This is a genomic window from Sporosarcina gallistercoris, assembly GCF_014836415.1.
GTDB lineage: Bacteria > Bacillota > Bacilli > Bacillales_A > Planococcaceae > Sporosarcina > Sporosarcina gallistercoris.
The window spans coordinates 66327-88627 of sequence record NZ_JACSQY010000008.1; the positions used below are offsets into that span (position 1 = coordinate 66327).

Genomic DNA, 22301 nt, shown 5'->3' on the forward strand with positions numbered 1-22301 from the left:
AGCGCTTTCCCTGGGTTATGATCACTTTTTGCGATTTATGAGCGCTTTCCATGGCTTATGATCACTTTCTTCGATTTATGAGCGTTTTCCTTGGCTTATGATCACTTTCTTCGATTTATGAGCGCTTTCCCTGGGTTATGATCACTTTTTGCGATTTATGAGCGCTTTCCCTGGCTTATGATCACTTTTTGCGATTTATGAGCGCTTTCCCTGGGTTATGATCACTTTCTTCGATTTATGAGCGCTTTCCCTGGGTTATGATCACTTTCTTCGATTTATGAGCGCTTTCCCACCAAACTTAAAGGGCTATCCTAGAAAGTCATCATTATGACTTTCTGGACAGCCCTTAAAAATTCAAAATAATAATTAGTTGTGAATCACATAATATGTCAATTGAATGAGCGCATCTTCTTTTAGTTGATAAGCTAACACCAACATATACGTGCCTTTCTCTTCTTGTGAAAGATCTATTGTAAACTGCTTCAAATTCGGCTCGAACTGATCTACATCTACAGGTAGCACTTGATTGGTTCTAGTGTTTCTAAGTCTTACTTGATAAGGATTTATATATTGCCCATCTAATCCTTTAACAAGATTCTCTACGGTAAATACCGGACCTTTCAAACTGTTTACCGAAACCAGTTGAGGATGCGCTTGAATCGTCTTTAATTTCCCCAGATTTTTCAGCGGCGAGAAATCCGTGATTTCATTTCCTGAGACATCTAGCGAAACTAAGTTTCTTGCGTATTGCAAGCCTTCCAGACTGTTTATTCTCGCATTCGAAGCATCTAGACTCGTCAGTTTATGCAGATCTCGTATTGTGAGGTTACCCGTGATCCCTAGTTTTTGCTGAATATGGGTTCTGAGATATTTATCAGGCACTGCGATGACTTGAGTGAAGTCAAGTTCCACTAAATTGGTCTTCGCCTGTAACAACATATCAAGAGCCTGATCGATTTCCGTTTGTGTCTGTTGCGCATTTGCAAGAAGTTCTTCTGCATTTGCAATACGTTTTTGGAGTTCATCCATACTTTCAATTGTATACTTCTCCGCATCGATGGCTTTCGCGTCTTCAACTGCAGTCACCAAATCTCGGGTGAAGATTCTTTCAGCATTCGCAAAATGGAGTTTCGCACCTCCCCATGTCGCATGGTCTGAACCATTTCCGTTCCCGCCATCCGTCACGACTAATTTCAGTTCTTTTGCACCCACTGTCTTTACTTCAATGAACTTCTGAGGATCTGTAGAATGCATTAACCCACTATCAAATTGTTTCACGCCATCCACAAAAACTTGGAATGCCACAGATCCGATTGAACCAGCCATCTGTCGATCAACCCCAACATATGAAGTGAAGTAATCAGCTGCTTTGTCCGTTAAATCATAAATGATGGTTGAGTTTGAATGTGCACCGATCCCTTTCTCATAAGCTTGCACACTTCCATCTTTCCCGGTTAATCGCAATGGTTGGTCACTGATCGCTCTATCCTTTACAGGTGTTTTATAGCTGTTTTGTGTAGACTTCCAGTCGAAATCAGATAGATAGTTGTAGTCCTCCATATTCACAACGGATACGGAACGCTTCTTGGATACTTCGTTGCCATCACGATCTGTCACCGTGTACGTCATTTCATACTTACCAGCACGATCAAAATTCACCTGATTTTTACCGGTCACTTTTACTTGAGCTGTTAAATCACCATCCTCAGCATCGACTGCGGAATAGCGTTCACTCAAGTCGATAGAAGTACCAACTTTAGTTGCTACGGAATTAGGGATAGTAAGTTCGGGCAGCCCATTCGAAATATAGAACTTAGCAATAGCAAAATTTGCATGGTCTGATGCATTTCCATTACTGGCGTCATTTGCAATGAGCGTTAACTCCTTAACCCCTGCCAAAGGAACCCTTACCAATTTTGCTTCCGTATTGTATTTCATGACTCCGCTGCTATAGACTTCTTGACCATCCGCCAACACTTTGAACGTAACACTTGAATTGTTATTTTCAGCAATGTTTCGATCAATGCCAACGAGAGTCTCAAAGTAATCATAGTTTTTATCTGCAAGGTCATACACAACTGACGAATTTGCATGTGTACCGATTCCTTTAGTAAATTCCTTCGTCGCCCCATCGACTAGCACCTTAATCGGACCTCCAGATGAAGCCTGATTCTTCTTCACTGTGCTCCAAGCAGTTTGGGCGGATTTCCAATTTGTATCACTTGCGTATGCAACATCGCTATATACGTAGATTTCTTTCGTCTTCGTTACGGTATTCCCATCACTATCCGTAACTGAGAAGACTACATGATATGTGCCCGTTTTACTGACAGTGAAGTTGTTGGACGTTACTTTGACTGAATCGGTTAAATTGCCATCTTCTTTATCATATGCCTCGACACCATCAAGAATCGTAAAGTCACTGTTCAATTTCACGAATGTGAGGTCTTCAACCACCTTTAATGTCGGCGCACTAGAATTTTTTGTAAACTTTGCGTCCGCCCAAACGGTATGGTCCGAGGAAATCCCATTATCTTTCGCATCCGTTGTAATGAGCTTTACTTCCTTAGCTCCTGTGACGGGAACTTTCACAAATTCATGCTCGGTGCTCGATTTGAATACACGACTAGCCAATTTCTTTTCACCATCTACCCACACCTCAAATGTTGCGGAAGATGCCTGCCCTCTGACAGATTGATCGATACCGATATAACTTTCAAAGAAGTTCAACCCTTTTCCAGCAATATCGTACACGACTTCGGAATTGGCATGAATCGCAATCCCTTTTGGATACGCTGCATCGCTGCCTTGTCTGCTTAATGTGATGAGTCCTCCGGAAATTGCCTTATCTTTTTGCAATGAACTCCAATCCGTTTTTACGGATGTAGCATTCATATCAGAAATATACGTATAGTCACTTGTTACAGCAACCTTGGTTGTCTTTGTTTCCGTTAAATTTGCATTCTTCACTTCGTAAACAATTTCATAAGATCCTTTTGCAGTGACATCAACCGTATTCGATTTGATCACTACGTCTTGTGTAATGTTTTGACCTGAAAACGAGGATGCTTTTACGTAATCCATTGGATCATACACTTGGTGCAGTTTTAACGTCACTTGTTCTTCAACAGATAAGTTTGGCTGTTGAGAGTGAATTTCCACAGGCTTTAAAGGAGTCAACTTCCTGTCATAAGCGACGATTTCATAACTATAAGGAATACTTGTATCCACGTTTTTATCAATGAATGAAGTTCCTGTCGTGTAGCCTACTACCTTGCCGTTCCGAAGGACTTCGTAACCCATAGCAGCTTCCTTATTTGCCGTATCAACCTCATAGGACAAGTTGATTTCTTTTTTATCTGGATTCGCTTTTATCGATTGAACAACGACTTTTGCATCTTTCGAGAATCCCGCACCTTCATAATTGCGTCCTAAACTATGCATGTACTCCAACTTAACATCAGGCTTTGACAAATGAGCGACTTTCTCTTTCATCTTTGGAGTTGCTGTCACATATCCCCAGTCTTCGAAAAATCCTGTTAGGTCGGTCTCAGTTGCTAATGATAGTCCTACAACCAATCGTTGCAAATTACTTCCTAAACCATTCATGACACCGTCGGGGTTTGTCCGGGCAATTCGGGAAGCCTTTCCATAACTATCTTCGCCGTAATAATATTGGACTTGCTCAAGCACCCCTAAGTACGTCCAAAAACCATGCTGAACGGTTTCACCTGAAAATCTTTTGTACATTGAATTCCAATCTACACGGTCATCGGTACTGTTATTGAATTTCTTCCTCATAATTACTGAGTAGATGTTGTTCGTTACCTCTGTGTGCTCCATCGTGGAGTTATTGATGTTATGACCCCATTCATGGAAATAAGCCCATCCGTCATTTCCAGGCACACTAAATGGCTTCACAATTTGTTTGAAGAATCCATCGTCTCTTCTTGGAGAATTCCCTCCGTTATAACCAGTATATCCCCAATCTGACCAGGCATAAGGCCCTTTTGTGAAGACGCGAGAGGTAAACTTTGCGTTGAAGAACTGATTCCTTGGATCTGGGTCATCTTCTACAGCTCCGCTGATTCTTTGAAACTCCATCCACATCAGTTCCCATTCTTTCATCGTGTCTGATACGGTTTTCCCAGTACCTTTCAATTCTTGGATTCCCTTTAATGCGCCAGCTGCACTTGTAGAGATCGTATTGTTTTCGGATACTAATTCGGAAACGTTGTACACTACATTTTCCGGTTTTCCGTTTGCAAAGTCGTTATCGTTCACACTGATTTTAGTTACATATTTTTCTAGTTCTTTTTCATACTGTGCAGGATCCGTTTTTCCATGAACGTACACAGGAAAAGCTGTACCTCCCACTAGCCTCACTTTAGGAGCAAATGCTTGCTCAGTTGGCAGCGCGTTGTTTTCCACATACGCAACAGCAGGTTTCATGTTATCGAATGCAGGGACCGTTATTCGATTCAATCCTTGTTTGAGCACATATCTTCGCACCCATCCATTTTTATCATCGGCTATCTGACCAAGTACTAGATTTGGCATGACGCCTTTTTCATCCGCTTCGACTGTGACTTGGACCGTTTCACCTGGCACTACATATCTGCCAAACGTGTCTAGTGAAAACGAGGTTCTGGCAATTTGATGCTTACTTGCTTCTGTGCTTGAGTTCCCCCGCTGCGATGCAATTACAATCGACTCGTTGGAGACATTCGCGTTGTTGAGCACGTCTTTCGCCATCGTTACATAGTGTTGGAACTCTTCTTTCAATGGATGCTTCTCAACTTGATTCTCCAATTGCTGGATTGCATACATCGACGTGAATTCCGGCTTCAATTCATTCATAAGACCGTCTGTGAATAGATTGATGACTTGCTCTTCTATCGGATCTTCCCGGTAGAAAGCGAGTTCCGATAACGTAGCCCAGTTTTGGTTCGATTTCTTGAATTTGAATTTAACTCGTTTAAACTCGGTTGGCGCAAATTTAACTTCGACTAATCCAGCTACCATGTTGTGCTGTCCTGTTGCTACTAGCTGATACGTGTCCCCTTTAGAAGTATTGGAAGCATAGATTTCAACTTCTTCCGCGAACCCCTTTCGGTCAGAAGGTCTCGCCCCATACATCAGTCGATTCAACGTGACGCGATCATGAAACTCGACTTCGACTTCGTTTGAAAAGTCACTTGTGTTACTTCTATTCGTTTCCCAATATGTATTGAGATTGCCGTCAAATGCATTTTCTAAAACAGAGTTCGCATAGTGACCACCGTTGTTACGAATACTTTTGACGTTTTGACGGTCCATTCTAAACAACCTGGAGTAGGCTTCATTCGAATAATGAGCAAATTGCTTAGTTATCGCTGGAGTCGCTTCAATTTGAGCGTTGTTTATGAGAACTTTTGCATTCTCGATATCTTCCTTAAATTGAGTGTAAAGCGGATGTCCCTTTGCTTCGGCATCCAATTCAAGTAATGCATCCAGCGTATTAAACTGTTCGTTAACCGAACTTAGCGAAGCATCTGTAAAGAGGGTATCCATTGCTTCAGATATCCAATCTTCCTTATAAAATTGAAACTCTGATGCGCTCGCCCAGTCTTGGTCAGCTTTTGTGAATACAAATTTGACTCTCTTCAATTCTGTCGGGGCAAACTGAATTTCAACAATGTCCCCAGTTGAACCTTTATAGGACCCTGTAGAAACAAGTGAGAAATCATCGCCTTCCGATGCCTGAGAACCATAGATTTCAAACCCTTGTGCAAACCCTTTCCCTTTTACGGTGGATTGGCGCGCAGCATAGACAATTCGATTTAAAACAGTCGTTTCGTTAAAGTTCACGACGACCTCATTGGTAAATGAACTGCTATTCGGCTTCCCTGTTTCCCAATGTGTACTAAAATCACCGTCGATCGCCTGCTTTATGGGCGATCCTGAGTAGTTCCCTCCATTGTTTGTGATCGATTTTATATTCGTGACCGGCATTTTGAATACTTCATCGTAGATAGGTAAACTCGCAGTTCCGTACAAGTTGAACTTACGTACCGATGCAACACCTGAACTTTGATTACTTTCTGTTGCAGCAGGTGTGGCAACTCCTTCTTTCTGGTCTTCATTTGCCAAAACGGAAATCGGGCTACAGACTACGTTAAGAGCCAATGCTGCTGCTGTGGCGAACGCAATCATCTTCATATGCTTTTCCTCCTCATGAATATTTTTCCTACTGAGCGCACAAAAAAGCTACTCAAAAAGAGTAGCTTCGGATTAAATAAAGTCAAAAAAACTAGTAGCAGTTTGTCAACTTTACTAAACAAAAAGTAGTGTGTACTCTTCGGCAACTGGCTGACTTAGTGATGCACCTTAGTCCCTATAGCTTTGCGTCCCTAAATTTCTTTAGGTTTGCCTATTCAGTTATTTTATAGTTTAAATACTATCATACCTTTGTTTCCACACCATGAACATATAGCACTAGATTGAACTTTCTTACATCCAACTCGCCTTGAAATATGTCTAGAAAAACTAAAGAGCGGGTATAGATTGCATGGTTCAAGCAAACAGGAGGTAATTTGAAATGAAGAATCATGTTATTGGCATATATGAAAACGAACAACAAGTGGTTGAAGTTGTAGATCGCTTAAAAGAGCAAAGCTACACAACTGATGAAATTTCAGTGATTGCTAAAAACACAAAAAAACTTCCTGAGATCACACAAGAAGTAAAACCTTCCACTAAAGATGGAGCCATTGCTGGAGCTCTAACTGGCGGAACAATTGGTATAGCGGGCGTGATTGCAGGGATCTCCGCAGTAGTGGTTCCCGGACTGGGCGCCTTGTTGGCTGCAGGACCAATCATTTCAACTATTGGCGGAGCAGTCGTAGGAGCCAGGACGGGAGCTGGAGGCTTAAAGCATGCTCTCATGGAAATCGGACTCCCTGACGATGAAGCTGAACGCTATTCTGAAGGCGTTCAAGAAGGTAAAATCCTAGTATTTCTTCATCCTTCAGAGTGATGAGGACTCAACATATTACTTATGGAAAATGTATAAAAAGAAGGCAGCCAAGTGAATCCTTGGCTGCCTTCTTACTGTTTTCAATTGATTGTTTCTAACGTGACTCAGAGGTCAACTACGAGTCACACCGTGAACTTCCCGATTTCACCTTTTAGATCTTCGGCGATGTCGGACAGGTTCTTCGCAGCGGCAGCGACTTCTTCAACTGTCGCAGTTTGCTCTTCTGTCGTTGCTGCAATTTCTCCAGAGTGGGATGACAGCTTTTCGTACAACGAAGAGATCTGCTCAATCGATTTCAACAGATTTCTCATTACATTTTCCACTTCTGCAGAAATTGTTGTCGCTTCAGTTGTCTGCTCCGAGACAGACTGGACCGCTTGTAAAATACTTCTGAATGCTTCTCCTGCTTCATTCACGAGAGCAGAACCATTTTTGACGGCTTCATAACCATCTGTCATGCTGTCGACTGTTTGTGAAATATCTTGTTTGATTTCACTGATTAGCTGTCGTATATGATTTGCCGCGCTACTCGATTCAACCGCAAGTTTCCGGACTTCATCCGCAACGACTGCAAACCCTTTTCCCGCCTCACCCGCACGTGCAGATTCAATTGCCGCGTTCAGTGCCAACAAATTCGTCTGATCCGCAATAGAAGTGATGAAGTCTGAGAAGTTTTCGATCTTAGAAGACTTTTCGTGCAGTTCGATGACAGTTTCTTTTGACTGTCTTGTATAGTTATTAATTTGCTCCATATTCTTTTCTGTCTCTTGTACACGAGCATTGCCGTTCGTAGAGACTGAAACGGTGTGCTGTACAAGCTCATCCACATTACTGATTTTCTCAGAAAGGCGATCTACTTCTTTTGTGATAGTTCCAATATCTGAAACTGCATGTTGGACAGATTGTGTTTGGTTTTCAGTTTCATAAGCCATTTCTTGAACAGATTCAGAAATTTGAACGGAGGCGATTTTTGTCTCATCCGCACTGGCAGTGAATTCACTTGACATCGCAAGGAGTTGGTCAGAAGAGTCAATGACTTTTTCAAAAGCCCCCCGTACCGATACAAGCATCGCTTCATACTGTTCAGCCAATACGCCAAAGTCATCTTTTCGAGTAAGCAACTTATCGACATGCTCATTCTTCTTGAAATTCAATTGAGCTGTCTGATCGATCACTTGACTGAACTCATGGATCGGTCTGGATACTCTGCGCCCAATTATGATGGATAATAAGACAGAAACAATGATTGAAACAATCACCATCGCGATTGCAGTTATGTTATTGGTTTGTAATCTCTTACCGTAATAGTTTTCATCATACGCTATCACAAGCAATCGGGATTGTCGATATGTATTCTCATCATTGGAATCTAAATCGATTTGAGGAATCATTTTATATACCGTTCCCGACTCCCCATTCAAGTCTTTCACTTCACTCACTTTATTAGACGCAATTGCTTTTGTACCTTTATCTAACAAAGAATCCGGTAGAAGGGCCGCTTCTCCCTTATCGTCTTTCTTATTCATCGAATAGGCAGGTATGCCCTCGATGTTGATCGTATAGATACCAATATCTTTCACGTACTTATGCTTCTCTTTTAAATCAGACGTCACTTTTTCTAAATCCATCGATTGGATCAAATCCGAAAACTGATCCGCAGTTGCGGCAATCTGAATCATATATTTCTTATCTGGAGTCGGTGTGTAGCTGAATTTATTCGTCTCTTTTGTTGCTTCGCTGATTTCCAGACGATCCGCTACAAAAACTCCTGCATCCATTCGCTGTTGCAAAAGATCTTTTAGGCCAAACTCTTTCAAATCCAAACCTAAATCCGCTTCTCTAGTTGCATATTCTACAACGAATTGGTCATTGATCATAAAAATATCAAATCCATCAAATCGTTCCTTGAATGATTCCAGATCCCACGTTTCAATTTTCGGGTTCTTTTTATATTCTTCTTGAAGAATCTGCGTGAAGGCTTCCATTTTTCCTGAAAGCGATTGTTCGATAATCGAATACGAGACATCCGATCCATCTAGCACACTTAGCAGATTTTCTTCAATCAGCTTTTCGGATTGCTCTTTCTCATCCTCTAAACTCTCTTGCGTTCGAATATAGTTAAAAGAAACAATGGCAATGACAAGAACAGAGATTGAGATGACCAAGGTCAATATTAAATTTCTTTGAAAAACTCCCATTTTTTTCATAGTCCTTTTCACCTCTTCATGTATTAGTTCAAATGTATTATCGGCTTTTTTATTTAGATGTTTAATTATCTTACTCTTGTCACTTTCAAATGGTTTTCAAGGTCTGAAGTGATCACTTTTCATATAAAAACCTTCGACAGATTTCTCGATCGAAGGTTCTCTCCTTTGTTCTACACCTCATCGTTCAAAGCTTCGTGAGTGACTGGTTCCACCTAATTACGCATCTAAATCTTCATCTTTAAGTGCGAGTAGAATAGCGAAGCCGATCCAGACGGAGGTAATATCCATCGCAGTCTCTTTACCGTTCCAGATTTGCGATTGCCACATAGCAAACCATTCGCTGCCAATAACAACGAAGCCGAAGAACCAAATAGCAAAGCCAAGAATGAATGCATAGTAGCCAAATGACTTCGACTGATTGAATTTCCGTCCAGGTGCCTTGATATTTTTCAACATATGATACACGCCGATGAACGCAAGTGTACTAAAAATCCCTTCTGCGATGATTAGTCCCCAGTAAGCAATTGTGTGGACAGTCGTACTTTCAAACGCACGCCACATCAAGGAATTCCCTTCGAACGTTGTGTCCATCGATAGTACATGATGGACAAACTCATAATTCGAATTATAGTCCATCAAGTTTCCTGCAAATACAAATAAGCCAAAAAGTCCTGCGAGTAGTAAAGTAACCGTCTTCAATAATCTCAATGCAATCGTATTCATATAATGCCACTCCCTTTTCTTTGTTCCCTTTCAAATATGAGATCGACCCGTCGCTCACTCAGAGATAACTCTGAAAGATTCACCAGCTGTACAAATCGCCATCCTTCTTTGGCATATTTGGCAATGAGCTGCCTATAATCTTCAGCAAGCGAAATTCCGTCACGCCCGTGATGCACTTCAATCCTCTCAATATGATACTCAACCATCACAATCGTCCTCTCCATATATCCAGGTCATAACTCTAGATTAAATTACTACTACCCATGACTTTAGTCAAGACTTAACTTTAAAAAAATTAGGTAAATCGATATACTCAATGTTTTTCAATTAATCACAAATACTATTTGAATTTATATTTTTGGTGGATATATTAGATTATTTAATGGAGTGGGCTTACTTTAATTGAGAAAAATATATTTGTGGATATGCTCTTATTTAATTAATAGAGCTGAACTCTCGTTTTTCTAAATCACAAAAAACACCACCTGAAGATGATGTTTTTCGGAGTGTCAGTAATCTTTTTATGTTGTATCAGTGATGAATTTCCCTATCACAGGCCACATTTTTCATCCTAGTTTTTTAATTGACGTATTTCCTAAAAGCTAAGCGATTGCTGCCTAGATTTTTAGACGAAAGGTGCATTCTCCGAATGAGGCAGCCAAGTTCAATCCCGCATCTCAAGATAGGATAGGGATACCTTCAAGTTCGCATTGCGCACACGGATTTCATTCAACAAGTCCTGATCTTTTGTTTCCGGTTTGCTTCGGATCGCAAATGTATAGAGAATCATCGTCCCTAAGTTGGTCGTTTCGACTTGTCGGAGATGGTAGGATTCGGTCTTCTCAGTCAAGATATCGTCAAACAAATTTTCGTGATTCAAGTTTTCGGGTACTGTGACTTTCAGAATTTGTGTATCCTTTCCTTTCCCATAGTCCACTTTGTACAGGATGTAGAAAATGAGACTGGCAAATAACGTCAAGGCGATAGCAAGAGAGAACTGAAACAGTCCAGCCGTCATCCCGACACATAGACCGAAAAAGATGTAGGCAATGTCCTTAGCATTGGTGACTGCACTCCTGAAACGGATGAGGGAGAATACGGCAAACAAGCCAAAAGCGACGCCGGCATTTCCGCTCACCACGTTCATAACGACTGATACGACCACACTCATCATAATGATCGTATGGACGAACGCTTGGGAATAACGCTCACCTGTAAATGTAATTTGGTACACTTTCGTGATAACTAAACTTAAAATCGCGGCAAGGGCCATCGCAGCAATACTCATCCACATGCTTGGCACGACACCGTCCAATCCATTAGATGTAAACAAATTCGTGATCTGATCCATTTTCTATTCCTCCTGTATGTAGTTTTTCCAATTCTCTCGGTTCAAAATATCCTGCCCGCGGTAACACATCTCCACTCAGCAGTTCCATACTCGTACAAAACTTTGAGGCACTGCGCTGCTCACATTGCAGTTCCTGTAAAATGCGTGCTAGCCAAAGGGGAACACTATGATCCACTTTCACTTCCAGCACAACGAGATCCGGGTCAATGAAATGCTCGCCGTATGGACCGTTCTCGATATGAAGGTCTTCTTTGCGGCATCGTAAGTCAAAATCGAATGTAATGCGCAGTTCTGAATCGTGGATACCGTGCAAGGCATGACGGCTATAGGAGACAACCATTTCAGGACATAATCGATAGAACTTACGGAAATAATCAATTTCCTTCATGACCTGTGAATTGGACGTTTCATAGTGATCCAAGCCTGCTTGCCCATCTTCCTGTAAATAGCGGTACGCTTCCTTAAGCGGCAAAAGCATGCGTCTTTTATTGACGACTTTCTTATGTTTTTGCTTTACTTCAAAGAAAGCGGTGCTATTGAGATCCGCATCATCGTATACACGCAACCTCAATTTCTGTCGGTACTTCAGCTTGTTCTTCGTTTCAAAATAAATGCTTTTCTCCGCATTATCAAAGTACAGGCTAGTGACCGAGTATTTCCCATCGATCCCATTCTTATCGTTTCGCATCTCGGGTCCGATCCGTTTCAGAATTTCTTCGTATTGCCGGTGAGTGATTAAATACTTTTGCTCTTTCCGACTGAAGATTTCAATTGCCATTTGTATCTGCTCCTTTTTACTGTCACCCTATGAGTTCCATACTAAAAGACGAACCTTAAACAAACCTTAAAACCATTTATCCACACAAAAAAAGAGATTACGCAGATGTGATCTCCTCCATTGAAAGTTTGTCTTTTGTTGTGAACCACTGAAAAGTCTTGCGTGTGTATTACGACAATCGGACTCTTTTTCATTTGCGTTCGAATAGCATCATGCAACGGGGACATTTTGTATGTAAACTTACCTCTAGTTTCTATTTGAACAAAAGGATTCTAAGTGATTACTCTGTATGTAATTTAACATCAAAATACAAACAATACTGATGATTTTTTTATTTCATTTGTGAGTACCGATTGATTGTGAAATGCAAATTTATGTGTAAACTAATAGGTGCATCTAAAAAAAGGAGTGTTTTTTATGACAGGAATTATGGAAGGTAAAGCAGGATTAGTCACAGCATCGGGTTCAGGAATCGGCAGAGCATCTGCCGTTGCATTAGCAAAAGCAGGCGCAAAAGTAATGATTTCTGACGTCAGCGAAGAATCAGGCCTAGAAACCGTACAAATCATCAAAGATAACGGCGGCGAAGCAGCATTTTTCAAATGTGATGTAAGTGACGAGGAGCAAGTGATCGCACTTGTCAAAAAAACAGTTGAAACTTTTGGTAAGCTGGACTTTGCACATAACAATGCAGGTATTAACAAAGGTCTTGTACCAATCGGAGAAATGGATTCCAAGGACTGGGATATTACGTTGAAAGTAAATCTGTACGGTACGTTTTACTGCATCAAGCACCAAGTCAATGCAATGATGAAAAACGGCGGCGGTGCAATCGTCAATACGGCATCAGGTGCTGGTATTGAAGGTTCACCAAACATGGCTCCATACACAGCTTCTAAACATGCAATCGCTGGTTTAACTAAATCCGTTGCATTGGAATATGGTCAAAAAGGCATTACGATTAACTCGATTGCACCAGGTGCAACGATTACACCGGCAATTGAATATTGGGCAAAAACATCACCAGAACAATACGAAGGTGTACTCAAGTCACTTCCAGCTGGTAAAATGTCTACAGCAGAAGATCAAGCAAATGCTGTCGTATTCCTATGTTCAGACCTTGCAAGCTCAATTAGCGGTGTAACACTTGCAGTTGATGGCGGCTTTACTGCTGGTAAAATGCAACAATAATTTTACAGATTTTATAAGATAATATGTAAAAAAATGGATCAGGCTAAGTGCCCGATCCATTTTTTATGCACCTGTCTCAGTAATTTGGAATTTTTTATAGATGGTACTTCACAATTTTTCTTTACTCTCCTCTCATCTCACTTTTGACTTGTGAAGGGTCTGTGTCACTATACGGAGCGGATCCCTTACCACCCGTTTTAGCAATTAACGCATTCAACTCATTGAACGTTAGTCCGGAATTGGCATTCAGTCTTTTTACTTCCTCAATATCGGTACCCGCCACTGTGTACTTTTTATCGGTTTGCAATCGATTTCGCCTCCTCCCAAACAGTGTGGACTGCAATCGAATTTTTATGTAAGGCATCTCAGTACTTAAGTCCCCTAGATCCATGTCTGACATACACTTTATTATTTCCATTCGGCATTGTTACCATAAATGAACTCAATTGCTTTCGGTAAAGTTGGAGAAATCATTGCACTAAAAAAACACCATCCGAGGATGATGTTTTTTGTAAAGGAATTCCAACAACACTTGCATACATTACTCAGCTTCTACAGCGTCTTCTTTCGTGTAATTGAACTGCGTACGATCGACTGGAGTGAATCCTTTTGGTGTATAGAATCTCAGTAAGTCCCCGTTCACGACTTTATCAGAAAGCTCCAATTTACGATTCACTTCTTGTTTGATACTATTTGCAAGCTCCATTTGACTCTCGTCTAGTGGTAAACCAGTTTTGTTGTCATAAAACTTCTCATTAATGGAATCGACAGACGGGCTGATGAAATCGCCATTTCTGAATGGCACAATTTCGTTATGCTCTTCAGATAATAAGTCTGATCCGAATTGGACATAGTCTTTCGTGTCAATCCCCAGCAAATGTAACAACGTTGGAAGGAGGTCTGTTTGGCCGCCATACGTGTGCTTGGCTTCCCCTTCCATCCCTGGTACATGTATGAACAATGGGACACGTTGTAAATTAGCACCCGCAACTGGTGTAATTTCTTCTCCCATGACTTGTGCCATCGCTTTGTTATGATTATGCGAAATTCCATAATGGTCGCCATAAAGAACAATCATCGAGTTCTCATACAAGCCTTGTTCTTTCAACTGATTGAAGGCTTGCTCAATGGATTCATCTGTATATCGCGCTGTTTGGAAATAGTCGTCTACACTTGAATCTCCAGTATCCGCTTTATCGATTGTCACTAAATCTTGATTCATCGTATACGGGAAGTGGTTTGCGACTGTGATGAATTTTGCATAGAACGGTTGTGGCAGTGAACTTAAATAGCTCTTGGATTGCTCATAGAATGGTTTATCCAGCAACCCATATTCCGCCATGTCTTCTGGAGAACTGGTGTCATAATAACTCGCATCATAGAAGTGATCGAATCCGAATGACTTATACACTTCACTCCGGTTCCAGAAACTTCCCTTATTCCCGTGGAATACAGCGGACGTATACCCATAATCCTTCAAGATACCAGGAGCTGCTTGGTACGTATTTTGTGATTTTGTGATGAACGCAGATCCTTGTGGTAACCCGTATAGTGAGTTTTCCAGCATGAATTCCGCATCAGAAGTTTTCCCTTGTCCTGTCTGATGGAAGAAATTATCGAAGTACAGGGTGTTCTGATCTTTTGACAATGAATTCAGGAATGGTGTTACTTCTTCACCATTCAATTTGTAGTCGATCAGGAAGTTCTGGAACGATTCCAAATGCAAATAGATGACGTTCATTCCTTTTGCCGCACCAAAGTACTGTGGGTTCGGCTCAGCGTAGTTGGATTGCGTGTAGTTAATCACTTCTGTAAGATCACTGCTATCCGCCAACGCTCTCTGGGATGATGCTTTCATCGTTTCCACGGAGTCATAAATCGAATAGTTGTACATTCCTAGATACTTTACAATATAGTTTCTATCAAAACCGCGAGTCAAAAGTTGCGGACGGCTCGCTTCCGCTAGACCTAAGTTGACGATGGAAATCACCAATGCGACAGCTATGATCGATATTGCTTTCTTATAGCCGAAACGAGTGGTGTCCTTTTGTACTTTGCGTGAAAATCGCAAGTAAAACATGACCATTACATCCACAAAGAACAGAATATCAAAAGGTTTTAGCAGCGTAAGAATACTTCCGCCTAAGTCTCCGAAGTTCTGAGTTTGGTAAATCGTAGGTAATGTAATGAAGTCACTAAAGAATCGGTAATACACGACATTGGCATATAGAAGAATCGACATGAGCGTGTACACGATGAGGAGTGCTGTATATTTTCTTGTTCCTTTAAATAAAAACGAAATTCCTAGAAACAGCAATGCCGAACCTAGTGGATTCAGAAACAGAAGGAAATGCTGAAGCGCTCCTTCCACACCTAGTTCGAACTGTGAGAGTTGAGTGATGTAGGTTTTAACCCATAACATCAGAACAGCTACTAAAAAGATTCCTAAAAACTTGTTTAGAGGATTACCCTTTATATTGATCAGATTTTTCATGTTTTCACCAACCTTATACTTATTTTAACTTGAAGTCATGATTTATATTCACTTAGAGTAGGACGTTGACAGTAAGGAGAATGTTGCTTTTCAGTAGCCTTATTTAAGGCTGCTAAAGAATTTTACTCCTCATTGACGTTGATGTCAATTTTTATCGCCTATAAAATGGAACACAGATAATTACGAAAAATTCATGATATTTTAAACTAGCGGTCCTGAAATTCTTCTCCAAAAGAAAAGAAAGTATCTCCTAGCCTAGGGCTTAGATCTACTTTCTTTTGTTTAAGGAAAATTTTTTATGTTTTGTTACCTCATACTGTTTAAACTTTGCTGTGAAAACTATGACTATGGAGACGATGGGAGTCGAACCTACAAACTTATAAAACGCTGTAATACCAGTGTTTACAAGGTTTTTAATGTAATCTAAAAATGTTTGACCATTTTTTAACTATGGAGTGAATAAATTACTTACGGAGACATGCGTTTTTTATTATACATTCAACTAAAATTGGATCAATGTCAATATCTTGGACACAAAAGTTAAGTCCGTTTCAGGAAAACATCCGTACATGAAGCGACCTAGATACAGGATATCCCCCCTATGGATGTTATCACGAAAAATTTGTAGGTAGGAGAATTGTGAAGCTAAATAGCCACTTTGTAATCAAGCTGTTTCTTTACATCATAAATCTTTCTTATTTACCTTCAATTCTTTTTTGTAACGCATAACAAACTGTTCACCTTGCTCTTCACCGTTTTCAAGCTTTATGCACTTATCAATGCAAATAGAGTATGTTTCGGAAACATTTACTCCAGATTCCATAATTGGTTTATAAATAATTTCGGACATTTGTTTCTTCCTTTATTTATGTTCATCTATGCCTGGATATCATTCTTTATCAATATCCTCGGTAACTGCTAAACTAAAGAACTCGGCTAACTCCAATCCATTGCTTTCCGCAATTTCAATGAACCTATATTTGAATTCTGAATTTCCCCCCATAAATTTTTCAATAGAATCGAAAAGGCTTCCAAAAGTATAAGTCTTAAACAGTATATTTAATTCCCTCACTACTTCGATATCAAGAGACATGTTTCTCAAATAATAGATAATTTTTGTTGCACTGTTATTTGCATTCTGATAACCCACATGTAATTTATTTAAGATACCGCTAACAAAGATTGACTCCTTTATTTCTTCGAAAATACCATATCTTTTTAACAAGACTGTTTGTTCTTCACTTGGGAGTCTTCCAGAGTTAATACTTGCAGAAAGTCTCCTAACAAATTGAACCACTTCTGGATCTGGTATTAATGCATTTCTTAATAGGATCAAACTAAGTTCCCAGAAAGAATCACTGTAAGAACTAATTTTTTTAAAGATCAATTCTTTCCAAAAAAGTCTAATTAACTCTGAATTATGCGTACACAAAAGAAGTCTATCTGGGAATGCTTCCATAAATTCTACAAACACTTCAGAATCTGACGTGATGTACTCTATAAATGATTTGTTTAAATCATCATTTGAAGAGTATGCTATAGATTTCCAAAACAAATATCCTTGCCGATCTCCATAAAATTGTAATTCTACATAATCATCATTTATTACTTTCAATAAATTGGAGACTCCATCTTTCTTGACGACAAGCGGAATTTCATTAATAAGATATGAAAAATCTGTGCCTGGCTCTGTATATTTCTTATCAAAGTGCTTTTCAATCTTAGCTAATAAAGCCTTTTCTCCACCATTCACAACAAACTTTGAAAGGTTAGACTGAAGGAATAGCCAGAAAGTTTCCACATGACTGTACCCTAGTATAGTATCTTTCGCATGAGCGGATTCATTTCTTTTTTTTCTCCAATATGGAATTTCTTCAATTAAATCGTTATTAATTAAATAGACTTTACATAGTCGTACTTGTTTTTCTTGGGTAGTTTTATATACAGTATCTTCCCAAATCTTGTCATCCTTTAGATCGTTTCTTGTTTTTCTCCAATCTTCTTCATGTACTAAATCTGGCTTGTCGCTCCTAAGCAACCTATCCCTTAATGATTTCATAAAACCTAAATACGACATTAAAAAAGATGCTCTATATGCCCCTACTCTATAGCATTTTATAGCTTCTTCAAATAATAGCTCGGCATCTTCGGATATATCTTGTTCTTTAATCCATGATTCAAAATATATTTGCATTCACATTCTCTCCTTTAACTAATTATTTCCCATCAATTTCAATGAATCTGTAAATTAATTCACCAGAAATATTCATTGTAAAATTCTCTATGTTTCTTTAAAACCTCTTTCATAACCGCTAAACTTTCGAATATAGCTAAATCAAATTAATGGTGAAAGGTACCTGTGTGAGCAACAATCATGAATGTTTAAACAAACACGAAAGTTTGCTGCACAGGTACCTTAATTTAGTTGCTGTGATAATGAATAAGTATGGAGACGATGGGATTCACCCCTACGTCTAGAGGCTCTATTATGTACACGTCTACTCGTGTAAATTGACTATTTGATTTCCCACAGCAGAATGCAGACCTTATAGCCAAAAGCTATTTTGAGATTGTCCCACATCCATTAATATAATTTCTTAGAGATAAGATGTAAGAGGTAACTGGCAACCACTAGATTTCAAGTCCCCATCTATCCATAAGTTCCACTAAACTTTCCTTAATCCGGTGACAATCCACAAAAAACACCTTCACTTGCACACCATCATCACTAGTAAAACAAATCTCCTCATTACCCTTAAACTCATCATTAGTCGGATAAAGAAGCCAAATCTCGTTAGTTCCATATTTCTTCGCATAAGCATACATTTGATACATATCCGCCTGAGATATCCCGTAGTTACTTCTCGGTGAATTTTTCAACACCTTCCACTTTGTATCAATAATGATCGATCGCTGTTCAATTTCATTTCGTAATACAATATCTGGCCTTAAAGAGAATTGTTTCTCAAATAAATAGTATTGTCGATCTTGCAAAGAAATTGTCCAATCATTCTGTTGAATTATTCTTCTTAAATTCCGCCCCACGTAATCTTCAAACACTCGATCCATTGGAAATAACAGTGCTTGTGCAACTGAAGTACCTGCAAAGGTTGTGAAGCTTTGATTTCGCAAGAAAAACTTAGACCAATTTATTGTAGTCTCATAGTCTTTGGAACTTCGGTCACTTTTTACTTGAGCGAAATCCTTTTCAATAGTAGAGCTAGACTCAACTTGTTCAAAGTTTGCTAATAACTTTCGTAATTCCTTCATATTTTCAAGATGTTCAGTTTCTTTAGACAACTTTACTAGTGTAGTTTTAATCAAGCGATTTTCTGGTCGGTTCAAACCGAATTCATCGTATTGGACATAGAATTGTTCTTTATGAACCGCATTATATTTAATTTGTTTTGCAAAATCCATTTTTCCTTTATATACTTTGAGATTGTCTTCTGTACCATAATAAGATGACTTTAATCCTCGTTTGACAAGTCGCTGCACTTCTTGAATATACAAACGAATGAATATCTCAAAGATGGTCATTTTTTCGGTATCTACGTTTGATTCATTGAACGTCTTGCTTGGAAAGTCCCTTAATGTCTTTAACATTTTTAAAAAGGTCTTTTTCGAATTATCTTGTGTTCCACCATGAATTTTCGGAAGAATTTGCAGTTGTACGCCATTATTCAATTGCAACACTCCGACATAGTTTTTTGCCCGTATGACTTTACCTACATTTCTCTGTGATGATATAGAGAAAAAATCAATCGCATCAGCATCGTTCGATTCATTGTAAGTTATGATTAGGTTTTCTAATTGACTAAACGAAGCTTTGTCTAAATGGACTGCCCCTATCTGTTTACACATTTCTTTATTGGTTGTGATAACCTCATATTCCCTTAACTCTACCAATTTTTTCTTCATTTTATTTGTTCGTATATTTCAATATAACTAGCAGGCTTCTTAAATGCCGCCAATTGAATTGAGTATTTTTTTTCTGGGATATCAATGTCAGGGTTTGCCTTAAAGACTGTATTCGCATGTACGTGTGTGTCTAGAATAAACTTCAAATCGTCTGCTTTTGCATTATCTCCAAGAATAAGTTGTGTTTTGCTATAGTCCTCAAAGAAATATTCTTGCAGAAGTGGAATAATCGCATTCTTAAAAATACTCTCTAGGTTTTCGATCGTTGGATCATTCCTTAATCCCATGAAATAAGCATGTCCTATAGTGTGTTCCCGATCGTATAGAACTTCGATTCGTTCGTTTATCGTTTGGACCATATGTTGAATATCGATATTTTCAACTTTTATTCCATCTAGAAGATCCGCATTAGGCATCATCTCGATAAAACGAAAACGTCTTCTGAGTGCCGTATCCATCATTGCAATCGAACGGTCAGCGGTGTTCATTGTCCCTAATATATATACATTTTGTGGTACTCCGAATTCTATTTTTGAATACGGTAAATGAACTTTCATTTGCTCTGGAGCCCCAAGCCGTTTCGTCGGTTCAATTAACGTAATGAGCTCACCCAAAATCTTCGATATATTACCTCGGTTGATTTCGTCAATGATAAAGACAAAGTTCTTATGGTTTTCTTCCACAGTGATTTGGTCATGTTGAGCATACTTTAAAATGATCTCATTTACACTAGCATTAGACATCCTTTTTAATTCATAAACCGTTCGTTGCGTTAATTTTTTCTTACCGTTTAAATCATACACATACTCTTTAACATTTTTAGCGATCCATTTTACTGGACGACTACGCTTGTAGCGGCTTTTATCACTTAGCCATTCAGGCTCACCAGTAATTATCCCAATTGCATCAATATGTTTTTCGTCACCCAAAGAAAATACGATGTCTCCGATACTCATATCATCATAAAAACTATACATAATATCTTCTACTGTACTAGATGGTCTTTCTTTGCCACAGGTTCGATCTTTACCAAATTCATCCCATCCAATTCTAACTCGATTATTTCTAAAGCAGTCGTCTTTCACTTCATTCATACCACTTCCACCAAGTGATACTTTCCACACACGTGAATCAATTTCTAATGCTTCGTTATTATTCGTAACTTTGAGCTGTTGTGCATTCTCACAAAAAACCTTAAAAATACCCGATTCTATCTTATACTGAAGATGTTCTTCTTGATCTTCATCTAAAGTAGGCTTGATCCCTTCAATAAATTCTTCGTAACCGTACGATTGATGGAATGTAGTAAAATTAATTTGACCTGATTTCCGATAATTATTATAGCGCTCTAAAACCCTTTCGTAATCTTCTTCACATATTGAATCTACAGAACGATTTTCAATGATGGCCACAGCATAATTCACAGTATTATATGTTTTCCCTGTACCAGGAGGCCCATATAGAATCATATTTTTCGAATAATCCACTTTATGCTCGTCCTCTCCACTATCATGTATTTCTGTATCATTTTCTTTTTCAGTGGCTCCACTAACAGCTAATCGGTAATATGGCAATAGCTTTTCTACACCTTCAAACACTTTTTGTAAAATTTGTTCATTTGTCATTAGTTTTTCAATAATTTCTTCGTAGCTCAAGACGTAAGTTAATTGTACTTTTTTATATGTGTTATTTTCTAACTTCGCTTTTATTATTGAAGATTCTTCGTTGTATACATGATAGTTGTGATTTGTTGAACTTTCTTTCACGTAATAGGAAAGCTCAGGGGAAATAGTTGTTTCATTTAAAAATTGATGATGTCTTTCATAGTCTTCTTGTGTAGCAACTTTCTCATCCAGTTCAACTGCAAGCCGTATACGTGCTTTATGATCGTTATCTTTTGCCGCCTCTACGAATAACGATAGACTTGTAGGCAAGTCCATGAATTGCTCAAGTTTTAACTGTTCCCAGAAGTACCTGCGTATACGATCATTTCCACCTGTAAGCCATTTTGATTTAATTTTATTTTTCAGTCCATATTTCTGTCCACATAGAAGAGCTACCTTATTTAACTCTGTAACCGCAACTCCCCCTAGTTCTCGCATCAATTCTAATTGTTCTTTCTCTTCACCTGAAGCAGTGTTAGGGTTTTTATATGGTAAACTAGCGTACTGTTCAAGGTAGTTAAAAATTGCAAAGAAATCGATTGTGAATAACTGCGTGTATTCATTTTCTACAAACCGATAAATATCACTTACTGTCACTTTCCCCACCGTAGTTTCTATGTCATCGTTCTCATTCAATTGAGGACGTTCTTTAATACCTTTAAACTCACCATTAAACGTGAGTCGGCGAGTTTTATCTTTCCCTTCACGTAAATAATTTGCCTGACTTCCTGAATGATCCCCATTTGCCCATTGATTGACTCGTGCATGTTGGACTGCACTTTCCGTAAATTTTTGTGCTTTTTTTTGAATATCTACTTGTCTAAAATACATATCATTTTTAACAGGCTTGGTTTTACTATGATATGTTTCATAAGCTTTAACTGCTGCACCTAGCCATACTGCTTCCAAGACTTTTAAATTCATTTTGCCAATTCAACTCCTGTTCAAATTTTA

General features: G+C 39.0%; 14 protein-coding genes and 1 riboswitch. Of the genes, 2 read left to right on the top strand and 12 right to left on the bottom strand.

Annotated elements, in window-relative coordinates:
- Positions 1-366 precede the first annotated feature (366 nt).
- Entirely contained in the window at positions 367-6201 is a 5835-nt protein-coding gene (locus tag H9659_RS11140; RefSeq protein ID WP_191690487.1) for an NPCBM/NEW2 domain-containing protein, read from the bottom strand.
- Between the two features lie 138 nt (positions 6202-6339).
- Positions 6340-6423: riboswitch (cyclic di-GMP riboswitch) on the bottom strand.
- 157 nt (positions 6424-6580) lie between these two features.
- Here H9659_RS11140 and H9659_RS11145 point away from each other — a divergent pair.
- Positions 6581-7018, top strand: a complete 438-nt coding sequence (locus H9659_RS11145) for a general stress protein (protein ID WP_191690489.1) — start codon at positions 6581-6583, stop codon at positions 7016-7018.
- Positions 7019-7140: 122 nt separating this feature from the next.
- On the opposite strand, the gene H9659_RS11150 is transcribed toward H9659_RS11145, so the two are convergent.
- From H9659_RS11150 to H9659_RS11170, 5 genes are all read right to left on the bottom strand, one after another.
- On the bottom strand, positions 7141-9225 hold the full coding sequence (locus H9659_RS11150) for a methyl-accepting chemotaxis protein (RefSeq protein ID WP_191690491.1): 2085 nt from the start codon (positions 9223-9225) through the stop codon (positions 7141-7143).
- Positions 9226-9441: 216 nt separating this feature from the next.
- Positions 9442-9948, bottom strand: coding sequence for a DUF2165 family protein (locus H9659_RS11155; protein WP_191690493.1), 507 nt, complete (start codon positions 9946-9948; stop codon positions 9442-9444).
- Positions 9945-10154 (bottom strand): DUF4177 domain-containing protein, encoded by a 210-nt coding sequence (locus tag H9659_RS11160; protein WP_225217809.1) that lies wholly within the window; start codon positions 10152-10154, stop codon positions 9945-9947. The genes H9659_RS11155 and H9659_RS11160 overlap by 4 nt, the downstream gene beginning before the upstream one ends.
- Positions 10155-10612: 458 nt before the next feature.
- Positions 10613-11299, bottom strand: a complete 687-nt coding sequence (locus H9659_RS11165) for a DUF4956 domain-containing protein (RefSeq protein WP_225217791.1) — start codon at positions 11297-11299, stop codon at positions 10613-10615.
- Positions 11268-12077 (bottom strand): polyphosphate polymerase domain-containing protein, encoded by an 810-nt coding sequence (locus H9659_RS11170; protein ID WP_191690497.1) that lies wholly within the window; start codon positions 12075-12077, stop codon positions 11268-11270. The genes H9659_RS11165 and H9659_RS11170 overlap by 32 nt, the downstream gene beginning before the upstream one ends.
- Positions 12078-12494: 417 nt before the next feature.
- Here H9659_RS11170 and H9659_RS11175 point away from each other — a divergent pair, with 417 nt between their 5' ends.
- Positions 12495-13268 (top strand): SDR family NAD(P)-dependent oxidoreductase, encoded by a 774-nt coding sequence (locus tag H9659_RS11175; protein ID WP_191690499.1) that lies wholly within the window; start codon positions 12495-12497, stop codon positions 13266-13268.
- A 121-nt stretch (positions 13269-13389) separates the two neighbouring features.
- Here the strand turns inward: H9659_RS11175 and H9659_RS11180 are convergent, their stop codons facing one another.
- The 6 genes from H9659_RS11180 to H9659_RS15460 form a co-directional block, all read right to left on the bottom strand.
- Positions 13390-13575, bottom strand: a complete 186-nt coding sequence (locus H9659_RS11180; RefSeq protein WP_191690501.1) for a gamma-type small acid-soluble spore protein — start codon at positions 13573-13575, stop codon at positions 13390-13392.
- A gap of 234 nt (positions 13576-13809) precedes the next feature.
- The gene (locus H9659_RS11185; protein ID WP_191690503.1) at positions 13810-15762 is read right to left on the bottom strand and encodes an LTA synthase family protein; all 1953 of its coding nucleotides are present in this window, start codon (positions 15760-15762) and stop codon (positions 13810-13812) included.
- Positions 15763-16444: 682 nt separating this feature from the next.
- Positions 16445-16612: a hypothetical protein gene (locus H9659_RS11190; RefSeq protein ID WP_191690505.1), complete on the bottom strand. Its 168-nt coding sequence runs from the start codon at positions 16610-16612 to the stop codon at positions 16445-16447.
- Positions 16613-16651: 39 nt separating this feature from the next.
- Positions 16652-17956, bottom strand: a complete 1305-nt coding sequence (locus H9659_RS11195) for a hypothetical protein (RefSeq protein WP_191690507.1) — start codon at positions 17954-17956, stop codon at positions 16652-16654.
- A gap of 437 nt (positions 17957-18393) precedes the next feature.
- Positions 18394-19683: an McrC family protein gene (locus H9659_RS11200; RefSeq protein ID WP_191690509.1), complete on the bottom strand. Its 1290-nt coding sequence runs from the start codon at positions 19681-19683 to the stop codon at positions 18394-18396.
- On the bottom strand, positions 19680-22271 hold the full coding sequence (locus H9659_RS15460; protein WP_225217792.1) for an AAA family ATPase: 2592 nt from the start codon (positions 22269-22271) through the stop codon (positions 19680-19682). The genes H9659_RS11200 and H9659_RS15460 overlap by 4 nt, the downstream gene beginning before the upstream one ends.
- Positions 22272-22301 lie beyond the last annotated feature (30 nt).